Origin of the sequence: Kitasatospora terrestris (assembly GCF_039542905.1) — a bacterium.
Classification (GTDB): Bacteria; Actinomycetota; Actinomycetes; order Streptomycetales; family Streptomycetaceae; genus Kitasatospora; species Kitasatospora terrestris.
The window spans coordinates 5,446,543-5,461,270 of the sequence record NZ_BAABIS010000001.1; the positions used below are offsets into that span (position 1 = coordinate 5,446,543).

21 protein-coding genes are annotated in these 14,728 nt (G+C 72.3%); 7 read left to right on the forward strand and 14 right to left on the reverse strand.

The features are described 5' to 3' along the window. The first annotated feature begins 38 nt into the window (after positions 1-38). The 3 genes from ABEB06_RS25115 to ABEB06_RS25125 are packed head-to-tail and all read left to right on the forward strand — an operon-like array spanning position 39 to position 945. Positions 39-260 carry a hypothetical protein gene (locus ABEB06_RS25115; RefSeq protein WP_345699149.1) on the forward strand — a complete coding sequence of 74 codons (222 nt, stop codon included), beginning with the start codon at positions 39-41 and terminating at the stop codon, positions 258-260. Further along, a complete protein-coding gene (locus ABEB06_RS25120; RefSeq protein WP_345699150.1) occupies positions 257-409 on the forward strand; it encodes a hypothetical protein in 153 nt (50 codons plus the stop codon). The genes ABEB06_RS25115 and ABEB06_RS25120 overlap by 4 nt, the downstream gene beginning before the upstream one ends. Further along, positions 406-945 carry a hypothetical protein gene (locus tag ABEB06_RS25125; RefSeq protein WP_345699151.1) on the forward strand — a complete coding sequence of 180 codons (540 nt, stop codon included), beginning with the start codon at positions 406-408 and terminating at the stop codon, positions 943-945. Before ABEB06_RS25120 ends, ABEB06_RS25125 begins: the two co-directional genes overlap by 4 nt. Positions 946-1,279: 334 nt before the next feature. Here ABEB06_RS25125 and ABEB06_RS25130 read toward each other — a convergent pair whose 3' ends face one another. Further along, the gene (locus ABEB06_RS25130; protein WP_345699152.1) at positions 1,280-2,332 is read right to left on the reverse strand and encodes a site-specific integrase; all 1,053 of its coding nucleotides are present in this window, start codon (positions 2,330-2,332) and stop codon (positions 1,280-1,282) included. Positions 2,333-2,481: 149 nt separating this feature from the next. Here ABEB06_RS25130 and ABEB06_RS25135 point away from each other — a divergent pair, with 149 nt between their 5' ends. The 4 genes from ABEB06_RS25135 to ABEB06_RS25150 all read left to right on the forward strand — a co-directional run bounded on the left by ABEB06_RS25135 (position 2,482) and on the right by ABEB06_RS25150 (position 7,136). Then, positions 2,482-2,949 (forward strand): hypothetical protein, encoded by a 468-nt coding sequence (locus ABEB06_RS25135; RefSeq protein ID WP_345699153.1) that lies wholly within the window; start codon positions 2,482-2,484, stop codon positions 2,947-2,949. Positions 2,950-3,229: 280 nt separating this feature from the next. Continuing rightward, positions 3,230-3,457, forward strand: a complete 228-nt coding sequence (locus tag ABEB06_RS25140) for a helix-turn-helix domain-containing protein (RefSeq protein WP_345699154.1) — start codon at positions 3,230-3,232, stop codon at positions 3,455-3,457. Continuing rightward, entirely contained in the window at positions 3,457-6,888 is a 3,432-nt protein-coding gene (locus ABEB06_RS25145; RefSeq protein ID WP_345699155.1) for a hypothetical protein, read from the forward strand. Before ABEB06_RS25140 ends, ABEB06_RS25145 begins: the two co-directional genes overlap by 1 nt. Then, a complete protein-coding gene (locus ABEB06_RS25150) occupies positions 6,885-7,136 on the forward strand; it encodes a hypothetical protein (RefSeq protein WP_345699156.1) in 252 nt (83 codons plus the stop codon). The genes ABEB06_RS25145 and ABEB06_RS25150 overlap by 4 nt, the downstream gene beginning before the upstream one ends. Before the next feature lie 70 nt (positions 7,137-7,206). On the opposite strand, the gene ABEB06_RS25155 is transcribed toward ABEB06_RS25150, so the two are convergent. From ABEB06_RS25155 to ABEB06_RS25215, 13 genes are all read right to left on the reverse strand, one after another. After that, positions 7,207-7,401, reverse strand: coding sequence for a hypothetical protein (locus tag ABEB06_RS25155; protein WP_345699157.1), 195 nt, complete (start codon positions 7,399-7,401; stop codon positions 7,207-7,209). A gap of 126 nt (positions 7,402-7,527) precedes the next feature. Next, positions 7,528-7,728 carry a hypothetical protein gene (locus ABEB06_RS25160; protein ID WP_345699158.1) on the reverse strand — a complete coding sequence of 67 codons (201 nt, stop codon included), beginning with the start codon at positions 7,726-7,728 and terminating at the stop codon, positions 7,528-7,530. A gap of 10 nt (positions 7,729-7,738) precedes the next feature. Further along, complete coding sequence (locus ABEB06_RS25165; protein WP_345699159.1) at positions 7,739-7,921, reverse strand: hypothetical protein; 183 nt, start codon at positions 7,919-7,921, stop codon at positions 7,739-7,741. 14 nt (positions 7,922-7,935) lie between these two features. Then, positions 7,936-8,472 carry a DUF6197 family protein gene (locus tag ABEB06_RS25170; protein ID WP_345699160.1) on the reverse strand — a complete coding sequence of 179 codons (537 nt, stop codon included), beginning with the start codon at positions 8,470-8,472 and terminating at the stop codon, positions 7,936-7,938. A 39-nt stretch (positions 8,473-8,511) separates the two neighbouring features. Next, a complete protein-coding gene (locus ABEB06_RS25175; protein WP_345699161.1) occupies positions 8,512-8,763 on the reverse strand; it encodes a hypothetical protein in 252 nt (83 codons plus the stop codon). Positions 8,764-8,800: 37 nt separating this feature from the next. After that, a complete protein-coding gene (locus ABEB06_RS25180) occupies positions 8,801-9,208 on the reverse strand; it encodes a hypothetical protein (RefSeq protein ID WP_345699162.1) in 408 nt (135 codons plus the stop codon). Between the two features lie 253 nt (positions 9,209-9,461). Beyond that, positions 9,462-11,696, reverse strand: a complete 2,235-nt coding sequence (locus ABEB06_RS25185) for a hypothetical protein (RefSeq protein ID WP_345699163.1) — start codon at positions 11,694-11,696, stop codon at positions 9,462-9,464. A gap of 114 nt (positions 11,697-11,810) precedes the next feature. Further along, positions 11,811-12,242: a DUF2157 domain-containing protein gene (locus tag ABEB06_RS25190; RefSeq protein ID WP_345699164.1), complete on the reverse strand. Its 432-nt coding sequence runs from the start codon at positions 12,240-12,242 to the stop codon at positions 11,811-11,813. A 51-nt stretch (positions 12,243-12,293) separates the two neighbouring features. Next, entirely contained in the window at positions 12,294-12,440 is a 147-nt protein-coding gene (locus tag ABEB06_RS25195) for a hypothetical protein (RefSeq protein WP_345699165.1), read from the reverse strand. Beyond that, positions 12,437-12,829, reverse strand: coding sequence for an RRQRL motif-containing zinc-binding protein (locus tag ABEB06_RS25200; RefSeq protein WP_345699166.1), 393 nt, complete (start codon positions 12,827-12,829; stop codon positions 12,437-12,439). The genes ABEB06_RS25195 and ABEB06_RS25200 overlap by 4 nt, the downstream gene beginning before the upstream one ends. After that, positions 12,826-14,118, reverse strand: coding sequence for a hypothetical protein (locus ABEB06_RS25205; RefSeq protein WP_345699167.1), 1,293 nt, complete (start codon positions 14,116-14,118; stop codon positions 12,826-12,828). The genes ABEB06_RS25200 and ABEB06_RS25205 overlap by 4 nt, the downstream gene beginning before the upstream one ends. Further along, positions 14,115-14,351: a hypothetical protein gene (locus tag ABEB06_RS25210; protein WP_345699168.1), complete on the reverse strand. Its 237-nt coding sequence runs from the start codon at positions 14,349-14,351 to the stop codon at positions 14,115-14,117. Before ABEB06_RS25210 ends, ABEB06_RS25205 begins: the two co-directional genes overlap by 4 nt. Next, the gene (locus ABEB06_RS25215; RefSeq protein WP_345699169.1) at positions 14,348-14,656 is read right to left on the reverse strand and encodes a WhiB family transcriptional regulator; all 309 of its coding nucleotides are present in this window, start codon (positions 14,654-14,656) and stop codon (positions 14,348-14,350) included. The genes ABEB06_RS25210 and ABEB06_RS25215 overlap by 4 nt, the downstream gene beginning before the upstream one ends. Positions 14,657-14,728 lie beyond the last annotated feature (72 nt).

Consider the following 14,728-nt stretch of genomic DNA (forward strand, 5'->3'; position numbering starts at 1 on the left):
GCAACCCCTGGTGCGTGCACCACGGCGAGGCCTGCCGCATGGGTGCGCAGCCCCTCTCCGAGCTGCACCAGATGATTCACGACGCCAAGGTCGCGCTCGGCGAGGAGATGCCGCCGCTCGACGAGCACAAGCTGGCCACCCCCGAGCAGCGTGCCCAGGCGCAGAAGGAGGTCGCGGCCGCGATCGCCCGCAAGCGCGCCGAAAACGAACGCACGGAGGCGTACCTCCGTGGTGACACCGAGACCTTGGAGGCCTGGTGACCGACAGGAAGTCCACCGCGCAGCTGCACGCCGAACGGCTACTCGGCCGGCAGCAGCCCGCGACCGATCGGCGGCCGAGCTGGGAGCGGCACGCCGAACGACTCCGCCCCACCACCACGACCGACGACACCAACCAGGAGGACCAGTGACCACCAGCACCGCCCCCGAGAACAAGCTCATCGACCTGATCTACGCCCGCCGGCTCTCCCCGCCGTCGCACCTCACCCTCCGGCCGGCGCACCTGCCCGCCCCGTGCGCCGACGCCTTCGCCGCGGTCCGCGACGCCCTCGCCGCCGAGCGGACCGCGCAGGAGGCAGCGGACAAGGCCCGCGGGTCGAAGCCGGAGCAGGCCGAGGCGGACGCCGCGCGCGCCGTGACGGACCAGGCGCTGCAGGACTTCGCCGAGGTGACCGCCGCCTCGTCCAGCGCGATCGCCGACTCGGCACAGGCGGCCTTCGAGGACGCCCTCGGGGTTGCGCTGCTGGCGATCCGGGAGGCGGAGGCCCGCCTGGAGGAAGCCCAGCACGCCCGCGCGCTGCGGCTGCGGGTGCAGCCGGGCCGGCCGATCACCCACTTGGGTCTGGACTCGCGGACGCTGCGGGACGACCCGCGGTGGCAGCAGCTGTCCGGGGTGCGGCAGGCGCTGCGGGACGCCGCCGAGAGCGTGCAGGGGCTCGCGCTGTGAGCGCCCGGGAGGCCGGGGCCGGGCAGTTGGTCCAGGACGGGTGGGCGGAGGCGCTGGCGGCCCGCCTGGGTGAGCGCCGCGGGCCTGCCGAGGGTGAGGCGGAGCGGGCCGCGGCGGTGGGTGCGCAGGCGGCCGGCCGTCGGGCGTCGCGGCCGCGGACTACGCCGCCGGTCCCTGCCTGGGCTCGACGGGTGGCGGAGTCCGGCGGGTTCGACGTGGACGGGTCGTCGGCGGAGTAGGTGAACGAGCAGGGCCCCGGGCAGTACGCCCGGGGCCTTTGTCGTGTCCGGTGATCTCGGCAGGTGACTCAGATTGAGTCACCTGCAGGACTCGGCTACAACCCGATGCGGTGCAGCGCGTTCTCCTGCCACTGGTCGGCCTGCTCGAAGTAGCCCAGCAGAGCCTTCGATCCGTCCTCCCAGCCGCCGTGCCGGCCGATCGTCAGCATGTCGTGCCCTGCCTTCCGCGCCGCCGTCGCGAACCCCCGCCGCAGGGAGTGCCCGGTCCACTGCCCCACCAGGCCCGCCGCGTCCGCGACTCGCTCCACCACCTGCGCCGCGGCCTGCGACGTCAACCGGCCCTCCGGATCCCCGATCGGCACACCCCGGCGCAGCATCGGCGGCGCCACCCTGCCGTGCCGGTCCACCCGCACGAACAGCGGACCCGCCTCCCGGCCGGCCTCGCCCATCGCTGCGACCAGGGAGCGCACGGCCCGCACCGGGCAGCTGGACGGGTTGGAGCCGTACGGCACCGCCACGTCGGTGAGCTTGCGGACCTTGCCCCGGTACATCGACACCAGCAGGCCCTCGTCGGTCTCCTGAAGGTCGGCCAGGTCAAGCGCGACCAGCTCTGAGACGCGGCCGGCGGTGGCGAAGCCGAGGAGCAGCAGCGCGGCGTCGCGCTTCCCGGCGAGGCTGTCGCGGTCGAGGGTGTCGAGCATCGCGCGGAGGCTGTCCGGCAGGGCGGGGCTGGCCTTGCGGGCGCGGGTCTGCGGGTCCTTGCTGCGGGCCCGGGCGTCGGTGTAGCCGCGCAGGACGAGGCGGGCGCCCTTGGTCTCCGGGGGGAGCAGGTTCGCGGCGCGGTGTGCGGTGCGGATCGAGGCGATGGCGCGTTCGATGCTGGACGGGGCGTAGGGGCGGCCGGTGTCTGGGCGGGGTTGGGTGGTGAGGACGGTGACGTACTCGATCAGCGTCTCGGGGGTGGCGGGCAGCGGGGTGCGGCCGTGGGCGGTGCACCAGTCGGTGAAGCGCTGCCAGTCGCCGGAGTAGGCGCGCTTGGTGGAGTCGGGGATGCCGGCGGCCATGGCGGCTTGGGCGGCGCCGGAGAGGGCGGGGCTGTCGTTGGTGTCGGCGGGGGTGGCTGAGCGGGTGTCAGGGATGCTGATCACAGCGCGATTCTGGCTCACGAGAAGGAACGTTATCGTGAGTCAGGTGATCGAGTCCGGCGCCTAAGGCAACTGAGTGCGCGTTACCCTCTTGTGACCACAACAGAACATACGTATATTCGCTTGCACGTAGGTTCTCTGTAGGAGGGTTCATGTCCCCGAGCAAGACCCTGTACGTCCGCGACGACGACGCCGAACTCTGGGCGCGCGCCGAAGCCCACGCGAAGGAAACCCGGCGCAGCGTGTCCCAGGTGGTCGCGGACGCTCTGCAGGAGTACCTCCCCATTGAGGTGTCCGCCGACGACTTGGAGACCATCGAGGTCCAGGCCGGCGACGACTACAGCGGGCCGATCCCGCACAGCTTCCGAGGCAAGTGGCTCGTCGCCCCCAACGAGCGGGACCACGGATACGAGGCCTACGACCTCGGCACCTACTGGGGCGTCGCCATCACGGCCAAGGGCAAGTTCGTGACCTACACCGCGCACTGCAACGACCGGTGGGTGCCCAGCCTGACGACCCACGACTCGTTGAAGGAAGCAGTCGCCAACCTTCCCGACTCGATCGCATCCCGAGCGGCGGCCGAGCTCGGACAGAAGCGCGTCGTCGCTCTCGACATCTGAGAGCGCGCACCATGCCCGGCATCTACAAGGTGCCGGGCATCGTGCTGTTTTGACTCCGCCTACAGGCCTTCCGGCCCTGGGCGAAGCGGAAGTACTATTTCCGTAGCTGGACATCGCTGTACGCCAAGGCTCCTCGGTGAGACACCGAACCGCACCGCCGGTTGAGCAACAGGCCAGATGACAGCAGGGACCGCCCCGCGATGGGGCACCAGGTCAGCCCGCGATGGGCAACGCCGCGCAGGACGCGCACCGCCCACATCGCTGACCACAGAAGGTCCCCATGCCCGACCTCACCTTCAACGGGCCCGCCCTGCGCTCCGCCCGCCGCCGCGCCCGCATACCCGCCACCCGCCTCGCCCGAGCCGCCGGCCGCACCGAACGCTCCGTCCGCGGCTACGAGACCGGCAACGTGCAGCCCCCGATCCGGATCGCCGCGCGGCTCGCCGCCGAGGTCGGCGTCGACCTGGTCGAGCTCCTCGCCCCCGCCGACGAGCGGAGGGCCGGCTGATGGGCTTCCGTGTCGCCGAGGGGTTCGTCGAAGTCACGATGGACCGGTCCAAGTACGACGCGGACCTGGCCCGGCTGAAAGGCCAGAAGCTCGACGTCGACCTGCTGGCCCGCCTGAACGACTCCGCCGCCCGCGCGCAGCTGCAGCGCCTCGGCCGCGAGATGCAGGTCGGGCTCAAGGCCACGCTGGACGACACCCGGGTCCGCGAGCAGCTCGCGTCGCTCGGCAGTCAGCTCAAGGTGAAGGTCGCGCCCGAGATGGGCAACACCGACACCTACCTCACTCAGCTGACGAAGCTGACCCGGGACCAGAAGGTCACCATCACGCCCGTGATGGGCAACCCTGCCGAGTACCTGCGGCAGCTCGACCGTCTCACCCGGGACCAGGTCGTGAACGTGAACCCGCGCCTGCGGGCGGACTCGTACCTCACTCAGCTCGACCGGCTCACCCGCGACCGCAACATCGACGTCCGCGCGAACTTGATCACCGGCGACACCCGTGCCCGTTTGGACGCCCTGACCAGGAACCGGCGCGTACGGGTCGACGTGGATGCGCCCGGCCTCGCGGGGCTGTCCGGGATCTTCGGCAGGACCGCAGCGGGCGCGGCCGGTGCCGAGTCCGCCATCGGGTCGCTGGCCGGCCGGATGGGCATGCTCAGCGGCGTCGTCTTCGGCCTGGCGCCCGGCCTGATCCAGGGTGCGCAGGCGATCGTCGCCATGGGGCCCGCGGCCGCCGCAGCGATCCCCGCGCTGGGCGCGCTCGCCTCGGTCCTCGGCACGCTGAAGATCGGCACCGCCGGGCTGGGCGACGCGTTCAAGGAAGCCTTCCACCCCGCAGTCGGCGGCGGCGGCGCCGCCGTGGACACGGCCCGCCGGGTGGCCGACGCCCAGCAGCAACTGAAGATCGCCGTCCGTGACGCCGCGGACTCCAACCGCCGCGCCGTCGAGCAGGTCGCCGCCTCCGAGCGGGACCTCACCGACGCGCAGCGCGCCGAGCGGCAGGCCCAGCTCGACCTCACCCGGGCCCGCAAGGACGCCGCCACGCAGCTCGAAGACCTGAACACCCAGCTGGTCGACTCCGAGCTCGACCACCGCGACGCGGTACTGCAGGTCGAGCAGGCCAAGGCCGACCTCGACACGACCCTGAAGGACCCGCGCGCCTCCCAGCTGCAGCGCGCCCAGGCGCAGCTGACGTTCGACCAGGCCGTGCAGCACCTGCGAGAGCAGGAGACCGCGCAGGCCCGGCTGAAGGAGCAGGTCGCCGAGGCGAACCGGGCCGGTGTGGACGGAGCCGATCAGGTCGTCGAAGCGCAGCAGCGGGTGCAGGACGCGCAGCAGGACACCGCGGACAAGACACTCGCCTTGTCGGAGGCGCAGATCTCGGCGGCACGCGCGGCGGAGGACGGGGCGCTGCGGGTCGCGGAGGCCCAGCGGGCGGTGGCGGACGCGAACACGAAGGCCGCGTCTTCTGCGGGCGGTGTCGGGTCGGCGCTCGCGAAGCTGGCGCCTGCGGCCCGGGAGTTCGTCGAGGCGGTGAAGGCGCTCGGCCCGGCGTGGACGGACCTGCGGCTGGATGTGCAGCAGGCGTTGTTCGCGGGCCTGGGTGAGCGGCTGACGTCGGTTGCGCACCAGGTGCTGCCTGATCTGCGGGCCGGCCTGGTGGGTACGGCGGGCGTGCTGAACCAGATGGCTGTGGGGGTGCTGAACGCCTTCGACAGCCTCTCCAAGTCGGGGACGTTGAAGCAGGCCTTCGCGTCGATCAACGAGGGCTTGCGGCCGCTGACCACGGTGCCGGGCCAGTTCGTCACGATGTTCGGTCAGCTGACTGCGGCGGCGGGGCCCGCGTTCGAGCGGGTCACGACGATGATCTCCGGGACCGTCGCGGGCTGGTCGGAGAAGATCGCCGCCGGGTTCTCGTCCGGGCAGTTGACCGCGGCGATCAACAAGGCGATGGACGTCGTCGTTCAGTTCCTCGACGTCCTCCGGGATGCCGGCGGCGTGGTCGGCAATCTCCTCGGCTCCGCGTCCGGTGGGGTCAAGGACTTCCTCGGCGTCCTCGACGGGTTCTTCGTCAGCCTGCGAGAGGTCACCGGCAGCGCCGGCTTCCAGGCCGCGCTGAAGGCCCTGTTCGACACCTTCAACGTCTTCGCGTCGACCGTCGCGCCGCTCCTCGCCCAGGCCCTCGGCGCCATAGCGCCGGTCATATCCGCCCTGGCCCCCGGCGTGCAGGTCCTGATTCGGGCGCTCGGCGACGCCTTGACCCCGATCATCGGTGCGCTCGGCCCGCTACTGACGACCGCCGCGCAGGCCCTGTCCCAGCTGGCCGTGACGGTGTCGCCGTTCGTCGTCGTTCTCGGTGAGCTGATCGCGAAGCTCGGCCCGATCCTGATGCCGCTCCTGGAAGGCCTGATCACCTATTGGCGGCAGGGTGCGCCGGTGGTGCAGCAGCTGGCGGACGTGCTGCTGCAGGTCCTCGGCCCGGTCCTGGATCACCTGCCGACGCTGTTCCAGCCGCTGGTGGACTTCGCGACGACGCTGACCGCGCAGCTTTTCCCGCTCCTGGGCCAGCTGCTGGTGGAGCTGTCGCCGTCGCTGGTGAAGCTGGCGGACTCGTTCATCCAGATCGTGGATGCGCTGGCGCCGTTGCTGCCGCAGATCGCGCAGCTCCTGGTGGTCGGGCTGATGCCGCTGTTGCCGCTGCTGCCGAAGATCGTCGATCTGGTGGCGAAGCTGGCCGCGATCTTCGCGGGCGAGCTGGCGAAGCAGGTGCAGCAAGTCGTGGTGCCGGCACTGCGAATGCTTTCCCAGTTGCTGTCCGGCGACCTGCGCGGGGCGTTCAACAGCTTCGGTGACCTGGTATCCGGCGTCCTTCGCACGGCAGTGCGGATGTTCTTCGAGCTGCCCGGCCAGATCATGTACGCCCTCGGTGATCTCGGCTCGACGCTGTGGAACGCCGGCACGCGCCTGATGGGCGGCTTGATCAACGGCATCAAGTCGAAGCTCGGGGATCTGGGGAACTTCCTCGGCAGCATCGGCGACTACATCCGGGAGCACAAGGGCCCGCCGGCGTACGACGCGATCATGCTGACGCCTGCCGGCGCGCTGCTGATGGACGGCCTGATGGCAGGTATCGCCTCACGCGTACCTGACCTGCGGGCGCAACTCGCCGGGATCACCGGAGAGATCGGCGGCACCCGAATCGGACTCGGCGTTTCGGCACCCAGCCTGAGTGCGGCAGGTGCCTTCTCCCCCGGCGCCGGGAGTCTCGCGACCAGCGCGGTGACGAACAGCGCGGTGACGTACAACGTGAACGTCACCGTGCCGCCCCCGACTGGGATGACGTCCCCGTCAGACCGTCGAGCCTTTGCGAACGAGATGGCCGGCGACATTGCGGAGGCGCTGCGGAACTACGACCGGGCGCGGGGGCGATGATGGACGAGCCGCGGATTCTTGTGCATCTGCAACTGATCGACGGCCTGGTGTTCGGGGAGCATCGCGAGGCGTGCCCGGAGTGCGATTGTGAGGCGCCACTGACGGTCCTGCTGGACAGCCTGGACTGGAGCCTTCGGCCGGCCCAGGTGCAGTGCCCGTGGGGTCATGTGTGGGGGGCCGCCACGATGGAGTCGTGGGTGGGTGCGCACATTGTGGCCATGGCCAAGGCCCTGTGCGACGACCGGTGAGCGGAAGGGGAGAACGACGGCAGGCCCCGGCTGGTTCGGCGCGATGCCGGCAGCAGGGGCCCCTTCGTCGTCAGGTGGTGGGCCTGTGGCCGGGCCAGCCCTCGATGTCGCGGACGTGGGTGACGGCGTCGCAGGTGGCGCACAGCCATTCGCCGAGGTCCTCGTCGAAGGCCTGCCGGCCGCAGTGCACGGGGATGTTCTGGGCGCCGAGGGTGGTGTAAGTCCAGCCGTTGGCCGGCGGGGTGCTGGTGGTGTTGCTGCTCATGCCGTTGAGGTTCCCATCTTGATCTGACGGCTCGTCGGGAAAAGCGGCTTTCCACAGCCTGTGGAAGGCGGGCATGGGAGAGCCCCCGGCCAGATGGACCGGGGGCTGTGCGGCGCCGTATGGCGGTCAGGCCTTGAAGGCGCCGGGCGGGGTGCGGTCGTCGGCTTCGGCGATGCGGTCCATGAGCGGAGGTTCGCCGGGGTGGGCCTGGTCGTAGTCGATGACGGCGTGGAGGATCGCGGTGGTGAGGCTGGTGTCGCCGTCGAGGCGGGCGCAGGTGTAGCTGGCGACGATCCGGTCGCCGGATGGTGTGTCTCGGGCGTCCATGGGTTCGACTTCAGCCCTGGGGCTTGGCGAGGGGGGTGTCGAGGTTGGCCTTCTGGAGGGCGCGGAGCTCGCTGCCGTCGGTGGTGCGGGTGGCGTAGCGGTCGGTGACCTCCTTGACGATCTGCTTGCAGCGGGTGTCGTCGCCGGCTCGGCGAGCGGCGCGGTAGGCGTCGGCGGTCTTGCTCGGGTCCATGTCGGTCTCCTCGTTCAGGCTGCGGCGTCGCGCAGCAGGTGGTGGACGTCGGTGCGGGTGGTGGTGGGCAGGTCGTTCCACGTGTCGACCGGCATGCGGGCGCCGATCCGGCCGAGGGCGTTGCCGATGCGCTGCCGGACCCGGCGGACGGTGTCCGGGGTGCCGTAGCCGGCGGTGTAGACGCGGAGCAGGGCACCGAGCACGCACACCCGGCCGTCCGTATCCCAGAGCTGGCCCTGCACCCAGCCGTGCTGGTGCAGGTAGCGGGACATCAGGTCGAGGTACTCGGACGGGGTGACGTCCAGGCGGGGCCGGCGGCCACGGGCCCGGTCGAGCAGCGTCGGCACGGGCAGCGGGTGCGCGGCGTTCCAGGCCTGCAGCACGCTGCCGTGGACGGGGACGGGCGCGGCCGCCAGGAGCGCGGCGACGTCGACCCGCGGGCCGGCCGGGCTGAGGGAGGCGAGGTAGGCCTCGATCTCCGCGACCAGGAAGAGGCCGGCCGCCTCCAGGTCGAGCAGCTCGGGGGTGAGCGTGAGCGTCGGGGTGGGCACCGGGGTCTCCTTCCTGGTCGCCGGGGCGGTGGTGTGGGGTCAGGCGGTGCAGGTGCTGGCGTGGGCGGCGGCGCCGGCCTGGATCAGGCCGGTCGGGTTGTCCAGGAACGGGTTGGAGTAGGGGGCGCCGGAGTGGTCCCCGCAGGCGTGACACCGCCAGACCGGGCCGGAGCCCGCCGCGGCGTCGTCCAAGTCGGTGGTCCGGGTGACGGTCACCTGGACGACCTCGACCAGGCCGCCGGAGGCGGTGGTGTAGGTGCCGATCAGTTCCTCGGTGGAGGAGGTGTTCACGGTGCTGTCCTTCCGGGTCAGCGGTGCTGGTGGGCGGTCAGCGGGAGACCATGGAGAACCGCCAGCGCTCGGTGTGGGCGCCGTCGCGCAGGTCGCCGGTCACCTGCAGCCGGGTGGTCGGCTTCGGCGGGATCTTCGGCTCGACGGTGAGCAGGCCCCGGGGGCCGACCGCGGCCCAGGCCCGCATCGAGCTGATGCCCTCGGCGGTGTACAGGGCGTGGCTGTCGCGCTCGGTGAAGACCCAGCGGTCCGAGCAGTAGAGGTCGAGCGGGCCCCATTCGGGTCCGATCCACATGTGCTCGGCGTCCTCGCCGAAGTAGGGCCGGTTCAGCTCGGCGGTGCGCAGCCACTCGTCGTGGCCGCCGCGGAGGGCGCGCTCGCCCGGGTTGAAGCGGGGCTTGGCGGCGACGAGGCTGTCCACCCAGCGGGTGAGTGCGTCGACCATGATGGTGTTCTCCTTCTGCTCGTTCTCGGGTGGTCGGGGGCCCGGGGCGGCCGCTCGTGCTTGGCGGCTGGTCGGCCGCCCCGGTCGATGACGGTCCTGGGGGTCGGTTCGTGCCGTTTTGTCCCAGGTCAGAGCGGGTGGTCAGGGGGCGGTCGGCACCTTGGCGGACCGGGTGCCGACCGCCTGCGCATACCAGGGCATACCGGGCGGGAGACTGGGGATACTGACCGGGCAAACCGGGTCAGACCGGGCGTCAGATCGTGGTGCGGAGAGCCTCGTCGAGGTCGGCGAGCTTGTAGCCGTTGGCGTTGGTCCGGCCATCCACGGCGCCGATCTTCACCGCCCCGCCGGCACCCGCGGCGCGCAGCCGCCGGCCCGCATCCTCGGCGGTGATCCCGGCGTAGTCGGTGCCGAGCTCGGCGAGCAGCCGGGCGATCGTCTCGGTACGGGCCCGGTCCAGGCCCTCGGCCCGCAGGACCCGCACGGTGTCGGCGAGGACCCGGTCACCGCTCGTCGCCCGGCGGATCCGGGTCGCGGTGCCGTGCTTGGTGAACAGTGCGGCGAAGTCCTTGCCGCCCATCGCCAGCGACTCCTCGTCCAGCTGCGGGATCCCCGCCTGGGCCCGCTCGGCGGCCAGCTCCTCGCACGTCTCGTCGTCGTACCAGTTGCCCTTCCAAATCACGGGCTCGCCGTAGCCGCCACCCCGCAAGTAGAACTTGCCCACGTCGTTCAACTCATCCGCCTGCTTCGGGACCAGGCGGTGCGGCAGCCATCCCTCGTCGATCGCGCCGCCCCCGAACGTCTGGGTGACGTCGGCCTGCCGGCACGGCCCGAGGACCTGCAGCGCCAGGTTGGAGATGATCGCCGACCCGATGTAGTCGGTCGTGGCGAACTGCGAGGCGATCAGCAGCTGCACGCACACCTTGCGGCCCGTGAGCTGGATCCCCACCCCGGACTCCTTCGCACCGTCGGTGACCTGCGGCCACTCGTCGCCGATCGCGATCAGCGCCGGCCGCTCCGGGGACGGCTTCCACTCGGTGCCCATACCGAGCCGGCCGAGCAGCGCCGGACGGCCGAGCGACACCTTGTGCATGCCGCGCAGGAAGACCTCGATCTCCTCCTTACTGGACAGGGTCAGGGCCGCGGCGCCGCCGAGCGGGCCGAGCCCGACACCGGACGGGTCGAGGGCGACGACCACGGTGTCGCGGCACGCGGTCAGGTACTCGGCGAAGGTCCGGATGTTCGCGGACTTGCCGCCGCCGGACCCGGCGACGATCGCGCCCTGCTGCCCGTACAGCGACATCTCCAGCGGCCGGCCGTCCATGGCGTAGCCGAGCACGGCCTTGTCCTTGATGGACATCGACAGGGGCGCCCGGCGGGGCGGGCCGGGCACGAACGCGAACGGGTCCTCAACCGCGACCTTGAGGTCGATGACGGCGCGGCGCCGGGTCGGAGTCGGGATGAACCGGCCCGTCTCCAGGTCGAGGAGCGTCTCCAGGTCGGGCGCGGCCTTGATGATCGCGGCGGGGGTGCCCTCGCTGATGCGGACCTTGCTGGTCCAGCCCCAGGGCTGACGGTCGACATCGAACAGCTCGGCGACCGGGATGCCCTGCTTCACCAGGGCGCGGCGGATGCACTCGCCGGCCCACTGCGGGCTGGTGACGCGGGCGATGGGGAAGGTGCCGGTGGGCGGCATCTGCGGGTCGGCGGGCAGGGTGCCCGGGACCGTAGGCGCGGCCGACGGGTCGGCGATGGCCTGGTCGGGTGCGGGCCAGTGGGCGTCCGCCCCGAGCGCGCCGGGCTCACCGCCGGTGGTCGGTGCGGGCGTGGCGGTGTCCGGGTGGCCGGCCCGCCACAGGGCGACCGCCGCCGCGGGGAGCGACACCATCAGCCACGACGGGGACTGCATGGGCAGGTAGATGCCGCCGCCGACCACGCCGGCGACCAGCGCCGCGGCCCGTGATGCTCGCCGTCCCCAGCGGGCCCGGCCGACCTCACCGGCGGTCGGGGCCACGGCCAGCTCCTCCGTGATTTCCCGGTGCGCGCGCAGCTGGGCCTCGATCAGTTCCTTCCTGCTCTTGAGGATCGCGACGGCGTCGCCGTCCTGTCGCGGGTCGTTGGTGCGCGGGTCGGCGACCTCGACGCGCTTCGCGGCGATGATCTGCGAGGCGACCTGGGCGAGCTGTCGCCGCAGCTCCGTTTCCTGCTGCCGGTGGGCGACCTGCCGCTGGCGCAGGACCTCGGTGGCGAGCTGGGCGTCAGTGACATCGGCGGTGGCCAGCCAGCTGCCGGTGTTGGTCCAGGCGCGGCCGAGGTGGGTACGGACGGGGCCGTCCTCGGCGAACGCCTGGCGGGCCTGGTCCTTGAGCCGGTCGAGGCCGGTGGTCTGCGGCTCGGCGGCCTGGTCGTTGTGCTTGGTCAGGTCGATCGCGGGCCGGTTCTGCGGCTCGGCGCCGCTGGCGGACGGCTGGTCCAGGGTGATGCTCACAGCGGTGTCCTCTCTCGTCGGGCTGTCCGGGCTGTCCGGCTCACCGCCCGCCCCGGACCGCACTGGTGGGTGCGGGCCGGAGCGGCACGGTCAGCTGGCAGATGGCGGGCCGGTTCAGCGGGTGCCGGCCTGGCCGACGGAGCCGATCACGGCGCCGGTGGAGTCGCCGGTGGTCTTCACGGTGTTGCTGAGGGTGCCGAAAAGCCCCCAGGAGCCGACCAGGATCGTGGCGACGGAGCCGAGGATGAACGCCCGCTTGACCTCCTTCGGCGAGGCCTTCCACTTCGCGGCGACCCACACGACGATGCCGAGGCCGAGGAGGGTGGCGCCGGACAGGCCGATGGTGGAGCCGACGCCGACCTGCGGGGCCTGGGCCGGGGCCTGCTGCGGCGCGTCGGCGAGGTGCATCACCGTGGCGGTGTGGGCGCCGGAGGCGTAGGCGTGGTGGAGCTGGGTGGGCATCTGCACGACGGCGGTGGTGCCGGAGTAGGTGGTGACGGTGACCGGGACGGTGGTGTTGGCGGCGTAGACGATGGCGAGAGTCATGGCTGTCTCCTCGGACGTGAGTGGTGTGCGGGGTGTGGGTCTGACCGGTGGTCAGCGGGACTTGGCGGCCGCGCCCTTGCGGGCGGCCTGGCACTTAGGCTCGGGGCAGGGCTTGTACTGGCCGCGGTTCTCCGCGTCGGGGATGGACCCCCAGTCCTTGCAGAGATGGCACTGCTCGCGGGGGCGCTCGCGGTTCATCGGTCTACCTCCGGGTTGGGGCCGGCCACGCAGCTGGCGCACTCGCCGAGCCGGGTGGAGATGCAGTACGCCTGCTCGGTGCGGCAGGTCGGGCAGGTCCGCCGGACCCGCATCGCCGCCGCCAAGCCACGGGCCCGGCCCGGGGTGAACGGACCGACCGGCACCGCCTCGTCGAGCCGGTACAGGTTCGAGGTGCGGATCCCGCCGGAGCGCCGGGCCTTACTGCTGGCCCACTCCAGCTGGGCAACGACCTGCTGTCCGCGTGCCGGCCGCAGGCCCCGGCGGCGGAGCTGGTCCCGGGTCGCCAGGCCAGCGGGGGCGGTACCCCAGGCCCACGTCGGCATTCCGCCGTGGCGCTCGCCGGTCGGGTCGAGGTGCCGGGCGCTCACTTCTCGCCCCGCTCGTCCTTCACCTGCCGGGTGAGGCGGGAGATGTAGTCCGTCTCGCCGCCGCCGATGAGGTCCTTCACCATCCGGGTGGAGATCGTCCGGCCGTTCTCACCGATCAGTGCGGCGTACTGCCGTACCTGCTCCAGGTGCTCCGCCGTCAGGGGCTTGCGGGGCCTCTCCTGGCGCCCCCCGAGGATGCCGCGCTTCCCTTTTCCCCCAAGGGTTTTTGCGGCCCCTGAGGGGCCCGGGGACGGCTTCTTCGGGGCGGTCCCGACGAGGGCTCCGCCGCCCTCCTCGCCGTCGTCCCCGGCGTCCCGCAGGACGTCACCGAGGAACGCGTCCAGCTCCTTGTAGACCGAGTGCTCCTCACCCATCACCGACTCCAGCTGGCGCTGTGCGGCGACCCGGCCGGCGTAGGTGAGGGCGGTGACACCGAGCGGCGCGCGGTGGACGTCGTCCCACGCCTGCCGCCACGCGGTCTCCTCGTCGAGGGTGCCGAGCGGGTGCGCGATCAGGATCATCTGGAACCGGGCCCACACGTCCGGGTCGGCCTTCGCCCGCTTCGCGTCGTGCTCCGCCTTCGCCTTCGCCTCGGCCTTGGCCTTCGCGGCGGCGGCCTTGTCGGCGGCGCGCTGCTCGCGACTGCGGGTCTCCACCGCGGCCAGGCCGTCGATCCACTCCGCGAGCTCCCACATCAACGGGCCGGCGAACGAAGCGGCGGCGAGGGCGGACCCGGCGATGGAGCCGTACTCGGCGGTGCCGTGCCGGTAGTTCACCCAGGCGGCGAACCCGGCGAGCGCGGCGGTCAGCGCCCAGAACGGGATCTTCGACATGCCCTTGCGGCCGGCCCACGAGGTGCCAAGGACGGCGACCCACGCGGCGAGCTCCAGCACGACGGGCAGCGGGCCGAGCAGCCATGCGGTGCCGGTCTCCCCGGCCTTGTGCAGGCCCAGGAAGTAGCGGAACTGGGCGGGCAGGGCGCTGGCCATGCAGACCGCGACGAACACCTTCACCAGGCGCTTGAAGTCGGTGCCGGCCTCGGCCCGGTTCTCCGCCCGCGCCTGGCGTCGGGCCTGGGCGCGCTCGTTCGCGGTGTCCTGCTGCTCGGCCATCTGCTGCTGCAGGCGCTGCTGCTTGACCTGCTCGGCGAGCTTGCGGGTGGCGGCCGCGGCCTCGGCGCCGCCGAGCTCGACCTTGGCGGCCTGGGCGGCGACGCGCGCCTGCTCGGCCTGCGCGTCGGTCAGCTTGGCCTCGGCGTCCTTCTGGGCCCACGTCTTGTACTCGGTCATCGGGGGTCGCCCTTCTTGCGGAGGGTCTGGTTGGCGGGGGCGGGGCGGCGGTTCTTGGTCTGCGCGGGGAGGGTGGGGGCCTTGATCAGGGCGACGGTTCCGGCGGCGAGCAGCACCAGGCGGGTGATCCCGTCGGCGGGGGCGTAGAGGGCGAGGGCGACCACGAGGAGGGGCCATCCGATCTGCAGGCGGGCGGTGGCGTGGGCGAGGGCCTTGGCCAGGACCGGGTTCACGCGGCCACCCCCAGGCGGGCGACCAGGGCCCGGCCGAAGAGGATCACGCGGCGCTGCGAGGCGGTGGTGCCGCCGACGACGCCGTACTGCTCGCTCGCCGGGTAGGCGAGGGCGTCCTCCAGGCAGGTGGCGCGGCGGGCGAGGGGGCACTCGGCGCAGACGGCGAGGGCGCGCTGCTCGCAGGTGGTGGGGCGGCGGTGGTCGGTGCCGTCCACGGCGGGGAAGAACAGGTCGGCGTCGATGTCGGCGCCGGCGCAGGGGGCGGCGGGGGCGGTCTCACCCCGATTCAGCGTGGTTCCGGGCATGGCGAATACACCCTTCTGGATGGTTGGTTGAGGAGCGCACCGAGGCGTGGCCCTCGGGCACTTCGGGGTAGG